At 41.6% G+C, this 21,829-nt stretch carries 16 protein-coding genes and 1 pseudogene; 7 read left to right on the top strand and 10 right to left on the bottom strand.

Annotated elements, in window-relative coordinates:
* Window positions 1-18: 18 nt before the first annotated feature.
* Window positions 19-1,377, bottom strand: coding sequence for a glycerol-3-phosphate transporter (gene glpT / locus J5X92_RS20205; RefSeq protein ID WP_126873976.1), 1,359 nt, complete (start codon window positions 1,375-1,377; stop codon window positions 19-21).
* Between the two features lie 502 nt (window positions 1,378-1,879).
* On the opposite strand from glpT, the gene J5X92_RS20200 reads away from it, so the two are divergent.
* Window positions 1,880-4,324 (top strand): ATP-binding protein, encoded by a 2,445-nt coding sequence (locus J5X92_RS20200; RefSeq protein WP_244361139.1) that lies wholly within the window; start codon window positions 1,880-1,882, stop codon window positions 4,322-4,324.
* 68 nt (window positions 4,325-4,392) lie between these two features.
* On the opposite strand, the gene J5X92_RS20195 is transcribed toward J5X92_RS20200, so the two are convergent.
* On the bottom strand, window positions 4,393-5,169 hold the full coding sequence (locus tag J5X92_RS20195; RefSeq protein ID WP_126873978.1) for a CmcJ/NvfI family oxidoreductase: 777 nt from the start codon (window positions 5,167-5,169) through the stop codon (window positions 4,393-4,395).
* Window positions 5,170-5,509: 340 nt separating this feature from the next.
* Here J5X92_RS20195 and J5X92_RS20190 point away from each other — a divergent pair, with 340 nt between their 5' ends.
* The 3 genes from J5X92_RS20190 (at window position 5,510) to J5X92_RS20180 (ending at window position 9,310) form a co-directional block, all read left to right on the top strand.
* A complete protein-coding gene (locus tag J5X92_RS20190; protein WP_208806394.1) occupies window positions 5,510-7,324 on the top strand; it encodes a DUF6152 family protein in 1,815 nt (604 codons plus the stop codon).
* Between the two features lie 11 nt (window positions 7,325-7,335).
* Complete coding sequence (locus J5X92_RS20185; protein ID WP_208806393.1) at window positions 7,336-7,854, top strand: DUF6644 family protein; 519 nt, start codon at window positions 7,336-7,338, stop codon at window positions 7,852-7,854.
* Window positions 7,855-8,194: 340 nt separating this feature from the next.
* Window positions 8,195-9,310: a cell division protein FtsZ gene (locus J5X92_RS20180; protein WP_208806392.1), complete on the top strand. Its 1,116-nt coding sequence runs from the start codon at window positions 8,195-8,197 to the stop codon at window positions 9,308-9,310.
* 53 nt (window positions 9,311-9,363) lie between these two features.
* On the opposite strand, the gene J5X92_RS20175 is transcribed toward J5X92_RS20180, so the two are convergent.
* Window positions 9,364-10,371 (bottom strand): WYL domain-containing protein, encoded by a 1,008-nt coding sequence (locus J5X92_RS20175; RefSeq protein WP_208806391.1) that lies wholly within the window; start codon window positions 10,369-10,371, stop codon window positions 9,364-9,366.
* 174 nt (window positions 10,372-10,545) lie between these two features.
* On the opposite strand from J5X92_RS20175, the gene J5X92_RS20170 reads away from it, so the two are divergent.
* Complete coding sequence (locus J5X92_RS20170) at window positions 10,546-10,752, top strand: ParD-like family protein (RefSeq protein WP_013784859.1); 207 nt, start codon at window positions 10,546-10,548, stop codon at window positions 10,750-10,752.
* A complete protein-coding gene (map, locus tag J5X92_RS20165; protein ID WP_208806390.1) occupies window positions 10,745-11,515 on the top strand; it encodes a type I methionyl aminopeptidase in 771 nt (256 codons plus the stop codon). The genes J5X92_RS20170 and map overlap by 8 nt, the downstream gene beginning before the upstream one ends.
* Window positions 11,516-11,519: 4 nt before the next feature.
* On the opposite strand, the gene J5X92_RS20160 is transcribed toward map, so the two are convergent.
* The 6 genes and pseudogenes from J5X92_RS20160 to J5X92_RS20135 form a co-directional block, all read right to left on the bottom strand.
* Window positions 11,520-11,876 carry a HopJ type III effector protein gene (locus tag J5X92_RS20160; protein ID WP_208806389.1) on the bottom strand — a complete coding sequence of 119 codons (357 nt, stop codon included), beginning with the start codon at window positions 11,874-11,876 and terminating at the stop codon, window positions 11,520-11,522.
* A gap of 260 nt (window positions 11,877-12,136) precedes the next feature.
* A pseudogene (locus J5X92_RS20155) lies at window positions 12,137-13,176 on the bottom strand (IS30 family transposase).
* A 496-nt stretch (window positions 13,177-13,672) separates the two neighbouring features.
* Window positions 13,673-15,136, bottom strand: coding sequence for a hypothetical protein (locus tag J5X92_RS20150; RefSeq protein WP_208806388.1), 1,464 nt, complete (start codon window positions 15,134-15,136; stop codon window positions 13,673-13,675).
* A 798-nt stretch (window positions 15,137-15,934) separates the two neighbouring features.
* On the bottom strand, window positions 15,935-17,452 hold the full coding sequence (locus tag J5X92_RS20145; RefSeq protein ID WP_208806387.1) for an EndoU domain-containing protein: 1,518 nt from the start codon (window positions 17,450-17,452) through the stop codon (window positions 15,935-15,937).
* Between the two features lie 384 nt (window positions 17,453-17,836).
* Window positions 17,837-18,322 carry a hypothetical protein gene (locus tag J5X92_RS20140; protein ID WP_208806386.1) on the bottom strand — a complete coding sequence of 162 codons (486 nt, stop codon included), beginning with the start codon at window positions 18,320-18,322 and terminating at the stop codon, window positions 17,837-17,839.
* 136 nt (window positions 18,323-18,458) lie between these two features.
* On the bottom strand, window positions 18,459-18,665 hold the full coding sequence (locus J5X92_RS20135; protein WP_208806385.1) for a hypothetical protein: 207 nt from the start codon (window positions 18,663-18,665) through the stop codon (window positions 18,459-18,461).
* A gap of 514 nt (window positions 18,666-19,179) precedes the next feature.
* On the opposite strand from J5X92_RS20135, the gene J5X92_RS20130 reads away from it, so the two are divergent.
* A complete protein-coding gene (locus J5X92_RS20130; protein WP_208806384.1) occupies window positions 19,180-20,883 on the top strand; it encodes a protein adenylyltransferase SelO family protein in 1,704 nt (567 codons plus the stop codon).
* A 78-nt stretch (window positions 20,884-20,961) separates the two neighbouring features.
* Here J5X92_RS20130 and J5X92_RS20125 read toward each other — a convergent pair whose 3' ends face one another.
* The gene (locus J5X92_RS20125; protein ID WP_013784864.1) at window positions 20,962-21,342 is read right to left on the bottom strand and encodes a glutathione S-transferase N-terminal domain-containing protein; all 381 of its coding nucleotides are present in this window, start codon (window positions 21,340-21,342) and stop codon (window positions 20,962-20,964) included.
* Window positions 21,343-21,829 lie beyond the last annotated feature (487 nt).

The raw sequence follows: 21,829 nt of genomic DNA, 5'->3' as shown, positions 1-21,829 counted from the left end.
TTAAATAAACGTCATCATTTAGTTAGCTGCAGACGCTTCTTTACTTTTCAAATGCGCAATTTCATGTTTAACCGTAAACCCGATTAACACAATGGCACAAATACACCCACCTGTGAGTAGTACGAATCCGCCATTCCAACCGAAGTAATCGACGGTAAAACCTAAGGCAATATTGGCGATAACGGCACCACCAAGATACCCAAACAGTCCCGTTAATCCGGCTGCCGTGCCAGCGGCTTTCTTTGGCACCAATTCTAGCGCGTATAAACCTATCAACATAACAGGCCCATAGATTAAAAAGCCAATAGCCATTAGCGCAGCCATATCTATGGATGGGTTTCCAGCAGGGTTAAACCAATATACAAGAACGGCGACTAATACGAGCACCATGTACAAAATAGCAGCGGGTGAACGACGGCCTTTAAACCATTTGTCGCTAATGTAACCGCATAACAGCGTACCTGGAATGCCCGCCCACTCATACAACAAGTACGCCCAAGAACTATGCTCGAATGAGAAGTCTTTTACTTCTGACAAGTACAGCGGCGCCCAATCTAAAACGCCATATCGAATGAGATACACAAACGCATTGGCAATAGCGATAAACCACAGGAGTTTGTTGTTCAATACGTAGGTAACAAATATTTCTTTAGCACTGAGTTCTTGCTCATGTTTTTCTTCATAATCGAGAGGATAGTCGTTGCGATGTTCTTCAATAGGTGGCAAACCACAACTTTGCGGTGTATCTCGTAAGGTTAAAAATACAAAACCGGCGATTAATGCAGCGAAGGCTGCGGGTACATAAAAAGCGCTACGCCAATCATTAAACCACGCCATTCCCAAGATAAATAAAGGGCCAATGAGTCCGCCGCCAACGTTATGCGCAATATTCCAAACCGAAACAACTTGTCCTCGTTCATTCCCCGAGTACCAATGTACGATAGTACGGCCACAGGCGGGCCACCCCATACCTTGCACCCAACCGTTAATAAAAAGCAGCAGAAAAATAATTGCTATGCTCTGGGTTGCCCATGGCACAAAACCAAAAATAAACATGACCAAGGAAGACAGTAATAGCCCTGTCATTAAAAAGTATCTGGGGTTGCTTCTATCAGAAACATTGCCCATTAAAAATTTACTTAACCCGTAGGCAATAGAGACTGCAGACAGCGCAAAACCTAACTCACCTTTTGTGAAGCCTTGCTCTTCAATTAAATAAGGCATGGCCAGTGAAAAGTTCTTTCTAACAAGGTAGTAACCCGCATAGCCGACAAAGATACTGAGGAATATCTGCCATCTAAGCTTTTTATAAACTGGATCTATTTCTTGTTCTTGTAACCGAGTTTTATGTGCTGCAGGCTTGAAAAAACCAATCATATAAAGCTTCCAACTATCTGGCGATGAACTATTTTTTGTGGTCGTATTCTGCTTTTAGAAAGTTAAGAAGACAAGCATATATGTTAATTATTCATCGGAAGCCCGATATTGCAGGTTCGGTGGTCATGCTACGTGGCGACTTGTGGGCTATCATGCCTTTGTTACGAAGATGACTTATTGTCATACTAGGCTAAGGGTTACCTAAAACGGCTTTTAAAAAGAACACGTAGAAATGCTTGAGCAAATATCAATAAAACTTAAAACATTAGACTAAAGGCTAAATTTCAAATGGCGCGGTGGATAATTATCCTAAATTCAAGACATAACGTGTTAAGTCTGCTAATTTGCAAAGACTGAATTTAGTTCGTTGATGTTAGTTCAAGCCTAGCAGTCACCTAACAAGACGTAAGAAAATACTGTGCTATCCATTACCCAATTTTCTCTTAGAGTTCTAACAATAGTTGGCCTTAGTATATTTAGCCATGTGGCGTATGCCAATGTATTGACTGAACTTGAGTCGTTGAATTCACGGGTTAAAACTGAAAGCCCCATGCCCATTGGCGAAGTGATATCGACGCTGGAAACACGATTACTCACCCCTGACTTCACCTCGTTTGAAAAAACTAAAATAGCCGTTAGCTACATTCAACTTAAGCTCAAATTACATCACACCGCCCCTGATGATGTGATGACTATTCTAGAATCTTTAGTCACTGAAACGGAAGATGGTTTAATCATTAAATTGGGGCTGGCCAGAATGGTAGGCATCAATGCTAATTATGACCGGTCATATCAGTTGTTCGGTGAAGTCATACAATCTCCTGCTGCCAGTTCTTCTGTTAAGGCTATAGCAATTGCGTATCTCATCCTTTCATACAATGAAGGGCAAGTTTTCGCATCAAGCGCTAACTTATTAAATACGCTTAACGAACTGGTTCATGAAAATAACCTCACTTATGCCACGGCCCTGTATCACTATATAGCTGCTGATTATTATCACTCGGTAAAGTCTTTTGATATTGCCTTTGAGTATTATGAGAAGTCGTTAGCAGAGTCAAAAGCCCTCAATGAATGGCCGCTTGTTAGTGACAACCTGTACGCCATAGGCATTTTATTTAGAAATATGGGCAACTTCGATAAAGCGATTACCTACTTTAAGCAAACCATTGAATCTGACAGAAAGATAGACATTAATTACGCAGAATACATCGCCTTATATGGAATGGCGTCTACTTATTTTCGAACTGACAATATTGAAGAAGCGTTGAAGCTGGCTGAAACGGTCACTTCTCACCCACTTACCACCTCTTTTTACGATAGCGAAATTTATAGATTAAAAGCGAAGGCGTTGATGGAACGGGGACGTTTAAGCGAAGCGAGAGTGGCCCTTGATAAATCTCGCAGCACCTATGACGACTACCGCGTGGGTGAAAAGACCACATGGCGGGCAGAACTTGAAAAGCTCGCCTCACAAATTAGCGCCAAAGAAGGTGATTTTGAAACGGCGTACAAGGAATACGAGGTTTACCATAACGAATACCTTGAAGCTAAAAAGTACGAAGATTTAGAGCTATTAGAGAGCGCAAATTTAGTTTACGAAATAGAGCAGCAAAAAGAAAAAACCACACTATTAGAAAAAGAAAACCGCGCTATTTCTGAACTGCTTGACGCTAGGGAAGCTGCTCAGCAAACGCAAAAGCTCTTCACCCGCTGGCTCGTGATTTTTATTGCATTAACCCTTGTCACCTTGGTTATTATTTTAATTTTGCTTAAAAAAGCACGCAAGACCAATGCACTTTATATATCAGCGAAGGAAAAAGCCGAACTTCACAGCAGGCTTAAAACAGAGTTCATTTCTAACATAAGCCACGAAATTAGAACCCCTTTGAACGCTATCATTGGTTTTGGGCAAGTACTGACTGACAAACTAGAAGATAAACAAACTAAAAAGCTCACCAGCCAAATTGTCAATTCATCTGAAATGCTTCTGCAACTTATTAATGACTTACTGGACTTCTCTAAAATTGAAGCGGGTAAGCTAGCGCTAGATTACGGACCGTATAACTTACGTCAAAGCATAAGAAAGCTACTTGATATATTCCACGCGCAAGCAAGCAACAAGGGATTAACGATTAAGCTAAATATCGATAAAGAGCTTCCTAAAGAGATGATTTTTGACGAACTTAGGCTTAAACAAGTACTTGCTAACTTGATTAGCAACGCCATTAAATTTTCAAGTGCTGGGGATATAGAAATAGGTATTAAGGTTAAACAGAAAGACAACACCCACTGCTTGTTCGACGTATGGGTTCAGGACAACGGCATCGGTATTAGTGAGTCTCAACAAGAAAACTTGTTTCAACCCTTCATTCAAGCTGAAAGCTCAACGGCACGAAAGTATGGAGGCTCAGGCCTAGGCTTAAATATTTGCAATAAATTATTAGAGCAAATGAGCTCTAAACTTCACGTTGTTAGCGCCATTGGACAAGGTTCACGCTTTTACTTTACTTTGGAATTTTGTCATTCAATAGGTGAAGAATACATTCAGAACCCAGAAGCCGAACAACTCATTACCCAGTTCCAAAAAACACGCGTGCTATTGGCCGAAGACAATGACATAAACGTTGAAGTTATAATGGCAATGCTAAACGCCACAAATCTACAAATAATTCGTGCTGCTAACGGAAACGACGCTATTTACACGTTATCTCAACAATCATTTGATATTATTTTGATGGATATTCAAATGCCAGAAATGGATGGGTACGAGGCCACTCGGGTCATACGCCATCAAATGAACGGTACCTTACCTATTATTGCGTTAACAGCAAATGCTATGCAGCAAGATATTGACGCCTGTTTAAATGCAGGCATGAACGACCATGTCAGCAAGCCTATTCGAAAAGAAAAGCTGCTTGAAGTGTTGAATAAATACCTCAACCCTTAAAAAGGTATTCACCTCTATTTATATACCACCCACAATTTCTGAAGTGCGCTCTGTACCATGTTAAAAGACTAATACCGAACAAGGGTTCTCGTTTCAATACTCTTTCGTGGTTTCGTCACAGCAGTATCGCCTTCCATATCGAGTGCGCTATGCGCCAAATGTGGCCTTCCACGGTTATCATAGATATTAAATATAATCGCTTCTTCGGGTGTCATATCAGATTGATAGAACCATTCGTGGGTTCTATTTTCCGCTACCCCTAATATTTGACCTTTGCGATCGGGGTATTCCAATTCGATGTTCATCCAGTCATCTTCTTGCATCGAGCGTGGGCAGATAAACCCTAAAGGGGATGAAGGTATCGTGTATTCCACTGGGCGCCATACATTAACAAACCCAAAATGCCCTTGCTGAAACTCTTGCGCTTTTTGGGCACCTAAAATATCCAACAAACGCTTTTCTACCCCACCTTCACTATAGTCATTGTGAACGTTGCGGGCAGGTCTTCGTGTTGCATTTGGGTCGTCGATTCGTACTGTGTGGTCGAATACAATGACTTCTTTTGCTTTTATCTGTTGCTGCAGAATGGCAGTAAGCTCACTTTCATAGTCACTCGCCCACGCTTCAGACTCATCGAACCCATGTACCTTTGTTGGTGCGTTTATAAAAGTGATCCCATCTTTATTGAAATTCACTGAATAGTTTTTTTTTCGTATATCAGTAACCGGCACTTTGACTGAAATTAATTCAGGCGAAATCAAATTCCCAACAACGCCATTAACATCGAAATGAAATGCCTGAACTTCGTTACTTTTCACATGATAGTTTACTGTGGCTATAGCCATATAAAGCACTCCTTAAAAAATGGTATAGGTTTCCCCGATGCGAGGGAATATAGTTTTTTAAGGACAAGAGATAAATGGGATACAGGTATAAACAGAATTTTGAAAATGAAGATAATAGTCAATCACAATGGCTGATAAATCATTTGTGATGACAGCAACCGCTTTGAGGCCGAGCTTTTGAAAGTATTTAACCAGTCTTTACATTTCGTCAATGGCGAGCGTTGCGAGTTTACTTTATGATCTTTACATTACTAGCATCACTGCTTTTTTCATTGATACTCAGTAGGCGAGGAACGGCTCGCATTATTTACATTTTTTAAGTGGGAAGGAATCAACACCAATGTGGAATCTACGATGCCTATGTGTACTTGTAGCGCTTATTTTACCGAATGTGGCCTTCGCCCATCATGGAAGTAGCGGTCAATTTGAAACGAATAAAACGATTGAGTTGTCTGGCGAGATTACTCGAGTACGGTTAGTTAACCCGCATGCCTATGTGTATTTCGATGTTACGAACGAAGATGGCAGCGTAACAAATATGCGTTGTGAGCTACAGTCAGGCTCGTTACTCAAACGTAGAGGATGGAACACAGAGCAATTCAAAGCAGGCAGTGCTATTACCATTTTAGGCTCTCCAGATAGAAACGACCCCACTACATGTTATATGCAGCAAATTACTTTCGAAAATGGAATAACTGCCACCCGCAATAGCGTATTTAACGATGATGGTAGTTTGGTAGTTGGCAATGACGCCAACGCTTCACCGCAAACTCAGAATAAGCCCATCGAACAACGCCCTATTACTCGCACCGACGGTACACCTAACATTGATGGCAATTGGGCAATGGTGCGCAAAGAAGGTAGCAGACCTGGCGGTGGCGGCGCTTTTGCACAGTTAACTGATGCAGGTGCTTTGGCGGTTGAAGGGGCTACTCAAGATGAAAACCCTAGATACCAATGCGAACCGACTAATATCATCATGGATTGGTGGTTCGATCTTATGGTTAATAAAATTGAACAGTCCAGCACACAGATAAACCTAACTTACGGATTTATGAGTCTGACACGTACCATTTATTTAGATGGTACTAAGATGCCCGAAGACTATGAGCCCAATCGAGCAGGATTTTCAACCGGTGTGTGGGAAGGAAATACCTTAGTCGTTACCACCACTGGGTTTGATGAGGGTTGGATAATGGCGCCCATGGGTGGCAGCCCTGGTGGAAAGCCCCGCGGCCCCAAAGATGGAAAGCCTGACGATGCTAGCACTGGGACTAGTATGGGGGCTAGTATGGGGTCTAGTATTGGGAGTGCTCAAGGCAACAATCGTCCTCCTCGCCCTGAAGGCGCACCAGATGGTAGAAATGGCCCACCAGCAGGCCCAAGAGGCAATGGCGGCCCACCGTCACCGGCTAAAAACAGCCGTGAGATGGTGATTGTAGAGCGCTTCTCACTAAACGAAGACGGCACGGTGTTAAAACGTGAATATACCATTACCGATCCGCTTTACCTTAAAGCACCTATGACAGGTTCAGATGAAGTCACCTTCACACAAGACAGCTATCAGCCTTATGACTGTGACGACCTTACTGCCGAACGAGGCTCAGGTAATCTTGAGCCTAGCGCCACAACACTCGACAACAAAACTGCAGGAAATGACAATTTAAAAAACAGCAATGCAAACAGTCAATCAGCCATGGGCACGCTGTACAAGCTTGAAGACTCAAAGGTAGGTCAAACCATATCAAATACCGAATGGGGCTACCCTATCGTGCTGTCCTTACATGCAATAGGCATGGCTACCATGGTGGGCATAGCATTAATGCTAACCCTTCGGGTGCTTGGCTTCGCTTCAGTTATTCCGGTTACTGCAATGGCAAACTATTGGAGAGTGGCTTTAGTTGGGTTTGGCATTAATTTAGTTTCAGGTGTGGCGCTATTTTGTGGAAATGCATCAGAGCTTTATTTTAATTGGGCATTTCGGATTAAAATTCTGTTGGTTGTTGCAGGCCTTGTGCTGACATGGCGGTTAGTCATTATTTGTATTAAACACACTGACAGCGTGTCGACGAAGCATAAAAAACTTGCTGCCGTTGCCATGGTCAGTTGGGTGGCCGCAATTATTGCTGGCCGATTAATTGGCTATATGTCTTAAGGAGGTTACCTATGAATTCATTACTTTCGTGGGTTATCGATACCCTTAATGCTAGCCCTATCAGCAGTTTTGTTATGGACAATGCCGTCGTATTTCCAGCATTAGAAATGGCACATTTTTTAGGGCTGTGTTTGCTTTTTGGCGCGCTGCTGGTAGTTGATTTAAGAATGGTAGGCTTTGCTAAGGCTGTGCCCATCAAGCAGGTTGACGTATTCTTACGTTGGGCGTTGATTGGTTTCGCCATCAATGTGGTTTCGGGCTTACTCTTTGTTGTAGGCGATGCCGATAGGTATCTTGTGAATATTGCGTTTTGGGCCAAAATGGGATGCATAATATTGGCGGGGCTTAACACGCTGTATTTTGTAATACGAGTTAAACCGCAAATGGCCACTATGCCCATGTCTGCGCGCGCGTTGAATACCCCGGCGCAACTAGATAAAAATGCGCAGGTGGTCGCTTGGATATCACTATTCTTGTGGACTAGCGTTATTATTTTAGGGCGCTTTATTCCTTATGTGGAAACCCCGTAATTGACTAGGCTTGTGTGTGCACGAGCTCCAATGCCACCGGCTCTTGTGCTACAGGCTTTCACACTAATCCGCTCGGGCCCGCAAATTCGCGGGTTTGAGGCTATAGCCTTTTTATCCGCTTTTCTTAGGGTAACGGTAAGCGGCTATTGGAAAGAACACAAAGAGATGTTTCGTGCGATAGATGGCAAAGTGATAACTAAAGTGCCTTTTTGAGATTTAGGCTCTTTTTTTACTAAAATAACTGTGCTCTTTTACTGAGGTAAACGCTGGGTGCGTCAGTTTTTACCGCATTAATACATCATCCTAAGTACTCTACTTTGGTTAAGTTTCGGTGGTGGTTATGTTGGAAAAAGACGCAACAAAAATAAATATTCACGTCATTGGTGTAGGTGGGTGTGGTGGTAACGCAATTGGCTATATGTCTTCCGCTTCAGCGCACAGCACCATTAGATTTAGCTCGATTAATACCGATATTTCTGCGCTAAACCAGTGTCAAAACCTTTCACATAAAAAATCTCAAGAACATTCAACAAAGCATGAAGTTGTGTTGATTGGCGAGCACACCACAAAAGGTTTCGGCGCAGGTGCCAACCCTGAAGTGGCTAAACATGCCGCCGAACATAGTATTGAGTTATTAAAAGCCCTGATCGCCGACGACACCCTCATTATAGTGATAGCAGGGCTTGGAGGAGGAACCGGCAGCGGTGCCACTTCAGTGTTGTTAGATTTAGCATCAGAAATGGGAATAGATGCCCTTTGCTTTGTTACCCTGCCCTTTAAATCTGAAGGGGATAAACGCAAAGAAATAGCCTATTACGCCCTTGAAGATATTAAGCGCAAAGCCAACGCGACCCTGGTGCTTTCAAACGACGCACTTATCACCGCGCTTGATGCAACCGTGGGCATTATTAGTGCCTTTCGGCATTGTGATACGCAAATGCAGCGAATTGTGGAATCCATCATTACTATGCTAACCAGCACGGGTTACATCAATGTTGATATCAACGATTTCAGCCATATTCTATCACTTGAAGGTGATACCGCCCTAGGCGTTGGCGTGGCACACAGTGATGAAACACTTTGTGATGCACTAACGCATGCTTTAAAGAACCCTTTAGTTCAAACCAACCATATTAAAGGCACGCAAGGTGTAATAGTTCAGCTATCTTGTCAACAAGAGCCCAGCCTTGCAATGTACGAAAGTATGCTGGCTGAACTACAAACCTTGATAGACAGCTCTCGAGCATTGATTATTAGTGGCGTAACTATCTCGGAAGAACTTCCCCACTTTGCTGAGGTGTTGGTTATTGCGACAGGCATTCCACCTGATGCGCAAAGCGAACCTACTTCTGACAAGATAGTAGAGATGAAGCGACCAAGGCTATCTCAACCCTATAATGGTAAAAGCGAGTATCTAGATACCCCGACTTTCGTGAGGCTTAAAGGAAAAGGCTAGAGAATAAAGCTTCACCAGCCCGAATAATCAACGCTAAAATGCGCGTTGTTATATTAATTGCAGTAAGTCTGGTAGAGGCTTTCCGACAAGCCTGTAAAGTAACGTCTAAGCGCTAAGGGCTCAAGAACTTCAATATTACTTCCTAGCCCTCTTAAAAATGCGCGAAGCTTACTGTCGTCGGTAACCGTTGCCGTCAATAGTGACTTTCCGGCAATCGTTGAGCTGCAGATATTTTGATCTTCAGCCAGCTTATAGCCGTGTAATAGGAAGAAAGAATTGTCGTTGATAAGCAGTTTCAATTCCGCTTTTTCTTGCGTTGACGCCAACTCAGCTCGGAAGCTTTTGTGATAGTCATTGCTTTGCTGGCAATCACTCTCTGTCACCTCAACATTTCGAATAAAATTTATCGGTAAGGAATATCGTCTGGTATGCAAAGATCCAAAAGTACAAACGAAAATCAAACGACCATTTTGCTGTATTAACCCCATTGGGTTCACTTTATCATAATGCTTCCATACTGCTTTTTTGGCGCGCTTGAAAAGCCTTTTTATATCTGCATTCACCTGTTTTTTGTAATACAAAGCGTTTTTTAAACGCTCTAACGTAACCGGGTCGATATCAGGTGGCACCAAAGGTTGTGACACTTGCACATTACTCACCGACTTTGACCAATGCTGCAGAAGCGAGTCGTTATCATGAGCTAGTATTTGCTCAGCCTTATTGAAGTAAGGCTGTAGTTCTTTCAATGTAGTATTCGGAAGGGTTTCACTAGATTGCTCGAGTACATTAAACGCAAGGGCGGTATTGCCATCCATCAAGCTTAAGTTCAATTTCTTGAAACAGGCATTAATATTCCAGCCAAAGGGTTTTGAGCGTTTATCCACTTCAAGGCCAAACAAGCCTATTTGCTCAAGGCTTTTTAAATCTCGCTGCACCGTGCGCATATCAATATTGGCGTGACCACTGTTTTGCAAGTTATCTAAAATCTGCCGACTCGACACTTTACGAGGTGCCCGGGGTATAAATTGTAGAATGTCTAACTTTCGCTGAAATGCGTTCACAAATATCGACCCGTTATTGGAATTGCCTATTAGCATAAATAACACATGCGACAAAAAGTGTCGCACTAGTTTTGCTAACGTCTGCTGCTATCAAGTTCACAAACCAAGCAATAGACAAGATATATGTTTTAGTACATTATGTAGCAAAATATATATTGCTGAGTTGGGTTTATTATGGGAATTGTTAAGATATCTGATGCATTGCATGAAGAGGTGCGTAAAACCAGCGCGGTGATGGAACGTTCTATTAATTCGCAAGCAGAATTTTGGATGAAAGTCGGCCGGCTAGCAGAGCAAAATCCCAAATTATCTTATGAACAAATCATTGATTTAGAGATGCGCTCTCAAAACGTATCTTCAGTAAGATTGGTTAGTGAATAGCCTTATAAAATCAGCCAGTGAAATTGCACTAATGCGTGAATCAGGCAAATTACTGGCAAAGGTTTTCAACGAGCTAGATAGCTTTATTGCTCCTGGCATTTCCACCCTTGAAATTGATAGCTTTGTAGAACGGTTTATTGTTGATTGCCTTAACGCAAGACCCGCAAGTAAAGGGCAATATGGGTATCAATTTGTACTCAATAGTTCTGTGAATGACGTGGTTTGCCATGGCGTTCCTTCTGCAGCTAAAAAGCTTAAGAATGGTGATATCGTCAACATAGACATCACCCTAGAAAAAAATGGCTATATTGCAGATAGCAGCAAAATGTACGCAATTGGTACAGTTTCACCTATTGCGAAAAAGTTAATTGATGTGACTTATGAAGCGATGTTTAAAGGCATAGAGACCGTTAAACACGGCTCGACAATTGGTGACATTGGTGCCGCTATTCAACAGCATGCGCAGAAACATGGTTATAGTGTTGTTCGCGATTATTGTGGCCATGGCATTGGCAAAGAAATGCATGAAGAGCCAGAAATAGTCCACGTGGGTAGCGCGGGCACTGGGCTTAAATTGGAAGCAGGCATGACATTCACAATAGAGCCCATGATTAACCAGGGCACGTATAAAACAAAGCTTAAAAAAGACGGTTGGACCGTGGTTACACGTGATAAGAAACTATCTGCTCAGTGGGAACACACGGTATTGGTAACGGCGACAGGCGTAGAAGTACTAACATTAAGAGATTCTGAGCCTAGATAAGAATCTAGCTTTTAACGGATAGCGGAAATGCCTCAAAACTCACGCCTTCATGCCCTGTCTGCATAAAATTGCGAATATTTGCGTGGTCATCACCATCAGGATTTTTTAAAACGTCATCACGATAGAAGCCACCAAACAGTGCTAATGTCTGCTCTTGGTTCAGTTGAAGATGCTGGCCTAACGCGAGTAAATTGCAAGAACCATTGTTTTGGTTAGCTTCATTAGTTACTTCACCATTGGTAAAGGCCGTTGGCGTGAATGTAAATGCACTATCGATAAGGGCTGTAACATTTCCAAACTCAACGCTTTCAGGAGATTCATTTAAGTGCTTTTTTAAAGCATCGACATCGTTGTAGTTCATATAAAATTTCCGTTACGGATTTGAAAAAACGGAAGTGTAAAATCGTATGTATGGGGTTGCAAGCAGGTTTACATGCATCTGGGGCTTATTTAGCGAATAGGTTGTGCAGTTAAAGCCGAAAAATATGAATACCCATATTGAAGTAAATGATAAATCTAGCGCTGAGTTACCCTAAAAATAATAGCCTGAAAGTGTATTACTCAAGCTTGGCCTGACACGTTGAGTTGAGTCAATTCGACAGACTGCCATGAGCTGTGAGTTCAATCGATGTCTGCAACACATTGGTTAAACCTCTGAGCTGGTGTTTCATAGTCTAGCGTCTTTCTCGGACTTTCGTTAAGTTGTCTTGCGACGCTACTGAAGCTTTTGTTGACTGTGTGCTGATACGTCAGTGCTTTTGGGGAAATACTGTCTCAACAGCCTATTGGTATTTTCATTTGAACCGCGTTGCCAAGGAGAATGGGGAGCACACAGTTATACTTTGATGTCAGTTGCCAGTGTGAACTTCCTGTGGTCTTTGATTTCCCTCTCTCTATCCCACGTGAGTGATTTATATAATTCGCTTGGAAGCTTTTGAGCTTGTTTAATTAGCGCAGCAATAACAGTAGATGACTTGCTATCTTCCACTTTGGCGAGCATTAGATAACGAGAATGGTGTTCAACAAGCGTTGCAATATAGCTGTTCTTTGAGCCGCATATTAGGTCGCCTCCACAATGCCCAGGTACAGCTCTATCTTCAACGGATGCAGGGCGTTCACTGATTGATAAAGCATCTGGGATGCTGACCTAAGCCGCGTCCTTGGAGCGTTGATGTCCGAGACTTTTGGACCGCTCTTTTCGTTCTCAAACACCGTCGCAGCTCTTTCCTCAATGCACCTCGCGCCTGAATGAATAGTGTCTTATAAATGGTTTCGTGGCACACGTACATTTCCTGATCATCGAGATATTGTCGCTTTAACCAACCCGCAATTTGCGGTGGTGACCAAGCTCTTTTAAGCTTAACAGCTATCAGTTTACATAATTCTGGGGAGCCAATTAACTTACATGGTTTAGGTCTTAATGCTTCGTCTCATGCACGTTGTTCTGCGTTGACGGCACGGTAGCACTTCAATCCACCATTTCTTTTTATCTCTCGGCTGATTGTTGATGGCGCTCTAGACAAACGTCTGGCAATTTCTCGAATGGATTGATTGCTGACTAAGCAGCGTGATATTTCTTCTCATTCATCAAGCGAGAGAGATTGTGGGTGCCTTTTTCGGTCTGGGGGCCGATACTCTCCAGTTTGATAGATGGTAGGCATAATCGAAAAATAATAGCGGTCAAACATTCTGGCGATATCGTGCAACGAGTCGCCCTTTCTATATCTTCCCCATATAAGTGCTTTTTGTTCAGGTGAATAATAGATGCGTTCTCTTTATTTCATGGAAACGTTCCTCCTTAAATAAGGATAGCGTTGCATTCACCAATTGAACTCAAGGTCATAAACGAACGTTGACATTGGCTGAGTGTGACGTCGGTCGATGCCAACCAAATTCTCAGGGTTTTAATAGTAAAAATTGTGGCCGCCACTATTAATTAACCGTGGCTATTGCTCTAGCTCCTCATTTAAAATTCGTGTAATTAGATGCTTAATCTGCCGTGGCAGTATATCCGAAAATATTGGTTCTAAAACACGCTGGCGTAATTAACACCTTGTTCAAGGTAGTTAGTTTGTAAGTTTACTTTTTGATTAGCATCGGTTTCCATTATTTCTGCAATACCGGAAGCCTCAAAAAATACTCGGGCCGAAATTCAACCTATTTAATTAACCACATTGCGCTCCACCAACCAGGCTTAATTTCACCACTTTCAATTTTTCCGTTTTGAATGTTCAGGTATTGATCTGACTTCCAGCGATTTTTCAAACGAACGTAGAAACTGTTTGGCACATTTTCTATTTGCCACTGAGCGCTCCACCATCCCGTTTTTATTTTCCCAACTGCGGCTCGCCCGTACTGATTGTGTATATAAAGGTCTTGTTTCCAGTAATTTTTAATTCTAATGTACTGAGTCCCTATCACTGGCTCAATTATCCAACGTGCACTGTGCCAGTTGGGTTTAACTACTGAAGCAGACAGCGGTCCGTTTTGGTTGTTTAGAAATTGGTCTTGCTTCCACCTATTTTGAATTTTCAGATAGTTGTCAGAAAGCACAATTGCCTCGGTTGCAGCTTTTACAGTTGCTCGATCTTCCTGTAAATTTTTAGCTTTGACCTCAGCTTTATCAACAGAGTCCCTTAATTCAGCGATTCCCCGATTGCCGTCAATGACTTCCGTATAACACGACATAACGCCTACCTGAATCGGCGATACACCAACGCCAATTGATAAACTATTCAACGAACCGATGAGTTGACCATTCGTAGTCAGTACCTGTGCGGTGGTAAAGCCAGCTTCAATGATTGGAACAGACGCCCCTTGTGAAGAAACGATGGCTAATCCACTTACGTTGCTAAATTCCTCAAAGATGCCAAAGTTTGCAAAGTTCGCGATTGAAAGATCAGAAACACCGCCAGTACATGCCGAAACATAGCAACCAAACTCACCACCTTGCCCATAGACAGTTCCAATTTCTTGACTGTATGCGCCACCTGCAGAGGAAACTGATCCTCCCCCATATGACATAGTGGTATTGGCATTTTTAGCCGCCTCGACTAAATCATCGACTTTAAAGGCTGAGCACATTTGATTAGACGATAAAGGCAGATCTTCAGGAACACAACGTTGCGCAATCGGTTGACATTTAAAGCCATTACCACAAGGAGCGTCAGCCCAGCAACTTTCACCTGGTTCTTGTGGAATATAACAACGCCCGATCTCTTTATTTAACACTTCATGAGGTTTACACGTCATATTACCCGACGTCAGCGTGGACACTCCGCGCATGCACGCCTCGCCAACACTGGTGTAACCATTTTTGCAATTTTTATAGCATCGCCCCCCAGTGCGAAACCAGCCATCTTTACAGCTCATACTGCTGAGGCCTCTAGATGTGAACGGGGGTTTGTAACAAGTCAGTCCCATATTAGTATAACCACTAGGGCAGTCCGCGACTTTAGATGGGTTACTATAAGTGTCGGCACCCCGTGAGCAGAGTAAACCGATATTGGTATAGCCTTTTGGACAATCCGCAACACGTCCGCTCGCCTCTGCATTTGCAGAATAAATAGAGATGACTACTACGAGCAATAAACTGACACAGCTGGAAAATAACACATTCATTGGATATCTCCTATATGGTCAAGTGCATCAAATTCCCTTATAAGTCTGTAGAGTAACTACTTATAGACGCACTAGTAAGACAGAATAAACCATCATAAAATATACTGTAGTAAAAATATTGTCTGGTCACAATGTGAACGGGTGATATATCGATTCAACGCTATTCACTATCTTCTCTAACAGCTAAATTTTGACTAGATTGGTTTGTATAAATGTCGAATTGTGAAAGTTTTGTATGGCCTGGTGGTTTCTAGCTTAATGCGTAAATAGTCTTAAACTATGCGAAGCGTACAAAAAGTTGAATGTGAAGATAATTGCTTGTTTTACTGTGTATACAGTCATTCTAAATATTCGCCAGCATCCGGGAAAAATGTGCTCTACCGCTGGAAAAAGCTTCATGAGCAGAAAATTCAAGGTAAAGTACTTGGAGAAGATGAGCGCGAAGAATTAAAACGCCTGCGTAAATAAAATAAAGAATTGCGCATTTAGTGAGTACCTGTCGAAGCTTGATAACGCAGATGTGAATAACAACGATGATAAAGATGTGGCATTAATAAAAGATAAACTGGCTTGGCTAACCAATCGTCTTGTTGAATTAAAAAAATTGAAGAAGACGTCAGTGCACATCCAGATAATCAAGTAACATTGAACGGCCCCGATGCGCGGTTAATGAAAACCAACAACATGAATCACACATTTGTTTCATAAATTTCCTTTGTACTGCATATCAACGTTCAGTTTTGTTATTTTTAGTTGGCGACTTAGAGTTATAGCTAAATGATATTTTTCACATAAATATCAAAAGCTAAAAGCTGGCGACATATCTGGTGTAAGATCGGGATACAAGGTTAATAAACCGTAAGTTAATTTATTTTTAGGATCAGTGGCTTTACAAATAGCCTTGTAATGTATTTCCAATTTACTGTTTTTAACATACAAAGCATTGTCAAACGTGCTTTTATAAGGTGCCCAAACTCCTTGACTATTGCAATATTCGAATACTTTATTGCCTAAGACAAATAAATCTATCGCGCTTTGCTTCAACGCATAGCCCTTTTTATCATGTCTATTAGCATAGTCAGTACTTCTCACCCCTATTGTATAAACTTTATCCGGAGCAATTTCTTCATCTTTTGATTCGCTATAACAAATCTTTTTTTCTTGCTGTAATTGCAAATAACGCCCCGTGAAATGAAGCCCTTGAATAGCCCCTCCGTTCCACTCTCCACAATATATATGATTAAAACCATTATGTGTTAACCAAGTTTGTCTAAGCTTCTCAACTAAATCATTATCAGATAAACTCGCCCATTCATTTGGAATTGTTTCTTTTAACAATAGCCAGTTATCCTTAAGTAATGCATCAAATTCCCTTTCGTTAACTTGACCTCGTATGGGACCACATGCCCTTAAAACCCCTTTTCCAAAAGCAGTTAACTGTGGAGCGGGTGGTGCAAATTTAGTTTTACTATCATCGTCAAAAAACGGTTTACATTTAGTTGCTTCATTTGAATTTTTGCTGTCTCTTATAGCTTCCAAATGCCTTCTATTGTCATTCCAATAACTATTATCAACTTTCTTTACTATAGTTTTCGGTAATTCAATGACGGGGGTAATTCGCTTTATAATAGAAAATGACACAAGCGGAATTTCTTTTTTGTAAACGTTTTTATAACCAATGTATTCAGAAAGCACTAAATACTCATATGCAGTACTTTCTAAGCGGTCGCCTGCGTCAATCCAAAAGCTGCAAAAATCATCAACACCTTTACAAAATAGACCATTTTTATCGTTCGTTACCTCTAATTCAAACCGAAAGTTGTCTAAATCAATTTTAGTAACCGATAATAAAGCGTTATCAAGGCCTGATGATTTACACTTTGTGAGGCGCTCTGAAATCTGTAAAACGCGAGAATTCAAATCAAATACTATATTCTCACATATGATTTCTGCGGCGTTTGCTGCTTGATATAGTTGAGCATATGAGTACCTGCGTTCTACTGAAGATAGCGTCGCGCGGAGCGTATTAAAATCCATACCACTATAGTTGTCGTCGAGGTGCTGAGTTAGTCCTTTAGCTAAAAATGCCATTTCTTTATGCCTTAGAACACTATTTAGCTGCTCAGGATTTTGCGACTTCCCTAAAATAATTGGTTTTTCTATCAATAAATCTTGAGCAAGTAAGCTAATTGTTCTTAAACCTAACTCTCTCTTAGAAACTTCATCTTGATAAATAGACGTAACTACAGCAGCAGCGATACCACCAATAAGAGTGATAATAGCGACATAAATAGCTGAATTTATATTTTTTTCCATTTTGTATTCACAGTTCTATTATATATAAAACATTACCAATATAAGTATTGTCCTGTCTGAACAAGCATAGCTTAAAGTTCGGAATGTCTGTAATAATTAACAGACGATGCGCAATTATAAAATGAACATTGGACTAAACCGCTACCCGGAAGCAGTGACGCCCCCACCGCTATAATTGTATTCTGATCTCGCTCTCCGCTCCTAAGGGAAATATTGCTCTGAATTCACTGGCGAAAGCAGTCATTTAAGCCCCCAGAGTTTTACGATCACAAAAGCGAATTACTGACATTTAGTTTGTGGCAAATCGATAACGATGTGGCCATTCAAGCCTCTGCCATCATCAAACGATGATATATGACGTATTGTTCATCAATAACATGTCAATTAATCTTTTATCTTGCCTCTAAAAAAGGTCTTTCCATCTCTGAAGTGGCAAGCTTTCCACATGCTCGCAAGCCAACATATAATCGTAATTATAATGGAAAGCCAAAATACGTACTCATAATTAGATAGGAACCATGGGAGTAAGCCTTCTTGCGCTCGCTGCGCTTGTAGCGAGCACATTTTCAGCGCCTTACCATCGCATCCCTCGCAAATCCTCAAGATATGTTCTGTCCAAACTTTCCCTGTCAACTCTTTCGCTACTAGTAATCCTATGTACATAATCGCGATGTACATTTCTTCAAATTTCCAATTCCAAAAGCTGGGACCGTCAAAGGATCCTAAAAAACTAAATACGTTCTTTTGCTTGGTTCTAAACATATCCCATTGAAGTAAGCAATATATAATCTGAACTGAAAACAAAGTAACGACACCAGTTAGTACAATAAAAATCCAGTACGCCGCTTCAAATTTAAGTCCATTTTCCATATATTCATTACTCTTAGTGGAGAGTATGAAAACCATCGCTCCAAAGCCTAATAAATACAATTTTGTAAATAGAAAGAAAATTTTCCTACACGTCTCTACCAAACTAGATATATGAGATGATAAAACTTTAAATCGTTCAGGCATCACAACTTGTTTCAATACTGCTGATTCTGACTGGTTGACTGGTTGACTGGTTGACTGGTTGACTGGTTGACTGGTTGACTAGTAAATTATCGGTTAGCTTATTTATATTTTCCTTTATCTCCCGTACCATTTCTTCAAACTGCTCCATCTTCTCAGCTAATTTCACTTCAAATTCCCCCTTAAGAACTTTTGACTTCATGCACACCCTGAAATCATAGTATAAATATCAATCAAAAGCTGGACGTTAAACCACTACAATTTCTTCAACGCGGACGTCTCTTAGCTGGATTAACCAAATCAAGTAGAGAAGTTTAAGAGCGGAAGATGCTACTACCTTTACGAATTCTATTCGCCATTGTCTGCTTCTGACACAAGTATACATTTTCTGAGCTCATTCCCTACTTCCGCGATACTTACGGAGCTGCCGTCCGCGAGATGCAGTACCAAAGGATGCAACTGGCAAATTTCTTAATTTCTGATTAGGTAAAATTGCCTATACCTTGCCCCTAAATTGAATCCGGCGATTAATGCCTTTTATTGATGTAGTTGAGTGGTGACGTTTCTCTGTATCGTTTTATGAAACTGTTCATTGCCGAAAATATCTATGCAGGGTAACTTCAATTATTCATTCAGTGTAACGTCTGATCGATTCAAGCAACCAGAATCATTTGTAGTACAATGCCGTTTAAATCAAACGTGTTAAAGAGGCGCCAATGTTAGACGATCAAGAAAATAAAACTGAACAGCCAATTCAAACTGTTAGCGACCTTGCAAAATACGTTGATTATTCATTTTTAAATAGTCTGGTTGTGGATCCGCACGCTAAAGAAGATGGTAATGAGCATAACCCAAGGCAGGTATTCTCTGGCCATTATGTACCGGTAACGCCCACCCCTATTGAAAACCCTATCTACGTTGCTCATAGCCAAACGTTCTTTGAAGAATTAGGCTTTGATAACAGTCTTGCCCACACGCCTGAATTTATGCGTTTGTTTGCTGGTGACATGACTTCCCTACCCGCCGAGTTACGACCCTATGGCTGGGCTACCGGCTATGCCTTGTCAATTTATGGCACCGAATATATTCAGCAATGCCCATTTTCAACGGGCAATGGATATGGAGATGGCCGAGCCCTTTCAGTACTGGAAATTGTTACTAATGGAAAGCGCTTTGAAATGCAGTTAAAGGGCGCAGGAAGAACACCATACTGCCGGGGCGCAGACGGCAGAGCAGTATTGCGCTCGAGTGTTCGAGAGTTTTTAGTACAAGAGCATATGCACGCATTGGGTGTTCCTACGTCGCGTTCTCTCAGCTTGTTTATGTCTCAGTCGGAAACTGTCGACAGACCTTGGTATTTAGAGGGCTCAAACTCTCAAGACCCAGAAGTCATGGTGCCAAACCTTGTGGCCATCTCAACCCGCGTTGCCCCTTCATTTATTCGCGTGGGCCAGCTAGAACTTTTTGGAAGACGAGCAAGAAGCAACCAACACCCTACGGCTTTAAAAGAGCTTCAGCTTCTAGCAGCACATTTGATTGAACGTGAATATAAAAATGATATCGATACAGCCCAATCCTTTGAAGCTCAGCTTGTTGCCCTTACTGCCGCGTTTCAAGACCGACTCACATCCCTTGTGGCGCATTGGATTCGAGTAGGTTATTGCCAAGGAAACTTCAATAGCGACAACTGCGCGGCTGGAGGATATACACTTGATTACGGACCCTTTGGGTTTTGTGAGTTATTCGACCCAGCTTACCAACCATGGACTGGTGGAGGTCGTCACTTCTCGTTTTTAAACCAGCCTGTTGCGGCAGAAAAAAACTTTGATATGTTCTGTCGCGCTGTGGAGCCCTTGCTCATCAATGCACCAACTGAACTAGAAGCATTACGTGATGTGAACAGCAACTTTGCCACGGTCATGCAAGAAAAGATGGACAACATGTGGGCCGCAAAACTCGGGCTTAACGCTTACGATAATGAGCTGCTGCTTCAACTATTACACTTAATGATGCGCACTGGTGTGGACTATAACCACTTTTTTAGAGAGTTATCTAACCTTCCTAAGGATGTTGAAGCACTAAAAACAAGTTTTTATGCTGAGCTTAAAGAAAGCATGAGTTTTGAATGGAATGAGTGGCTAAAAAGTTGGCGAACTCAACTTGAAAAGTCAGGTGATATTAATGATATTTCAAAAAAGATGAAGCTTACTAACCCTAAGTTTACATGGCGTGAATGGTTAGTTGTACCGGCGTATAAAGACGCACAAGTTGGCAATTTTGATCGTATTCACGCACTGCAAGACGTGCTGACTAAACCCTACGAAGAACAATCAGAGCAAACACAAAGCGGTTATTATCGTTTGCGCCCGCGAGAATATTTTAATGCTGGAGGTATTTCACACTACAGCTGTTCTTCGTAGAGGGTTAGCCCTTTTAGCAGGGCTAGCCGTTACAGTGAAGATAGGAACTTTAACAATAACTTCAACTATAATAATCAGTTACTTTGCTTCAACAAAGCGTGTTTCTAAATAGCCGATAATCGCTTTAGAGTCGTATAGCCACTCAACGCCATCGTTATTTTCAATTCGAAGACATGGCGTTTGAATTTTTCCGCCGCCTTGTAACAGCTCTTCTCTGTAAGGCGAACCTTCTGATACATTTCGCTTTTGAATAGGCAGATTATATTTGTACATTGCGCGGCGAGTTTTAATGCAAAAAGGGCAACCAAAGAACTGGTATAAAGCCAAATTTTGGCTTTCCTCTGCCACTTGCACTTGTTGTTCTGGCGAACGTTTTAGTTTAGTGCCCCGGGTTATTACATCGACAAATGCAATGATAGCCCCAAGTAAGTTGCGAATAAGGGTTATAAAGAATTTCATTTTACGGCTCTACTAACGAATGATGAAATAAAAAACGCGATTGTACTACTTGGTGCCGCGCTTTGATAATTAAGATCATGAAATTTATTCATGTAGTGGTTGTGTCAACCTGCTAGCTCAAAAAGCGCTTAGTTTTAGTCTGTCGATAAGCTGAGTTTGAAAATTTCTATGCATGCGCGGCTTAAGCTTTTACACATTTTGCGTTAAACACAAAAAAGCCCCGTTCTTCGCAAAGAAACGGGGCTTTTTTTTATTTGGCGGAGAGAGAGGGATTCTCCTCCACAAAACTGAAGCCTACAGAACTCGTGGTCTGTGAGTAAGTATGCATTCAATGTGACAGAGTAATGTGACAGAGTCAAGGCCCCTCCAAGGGTTGAAATGAGCTAGTCCAGGTAGGTTTATGTGGATTAGTGTGATTACCAAGGGATTGTGTCGGTCTAATTACCGAGCGATTTTGTCGTAAATAGCATATCAGCCAGTTGCTAAA

Origin of the sequence: Alteromonas sp. K632G (assembly GCF_017653625.1) — a bacterium.
Classification (GTDB): Bacteria; Pseudomonadota; Gammaproteobacteria; order Enterobacterales; family Alteromonadaceae; genus Alteromonas; species Alteromonas naphthalenivorans.
Note: the sequence above shows the minus strand (reverse complement) of the source record. Positions and strands in the feature narration are given on the sequence as shown.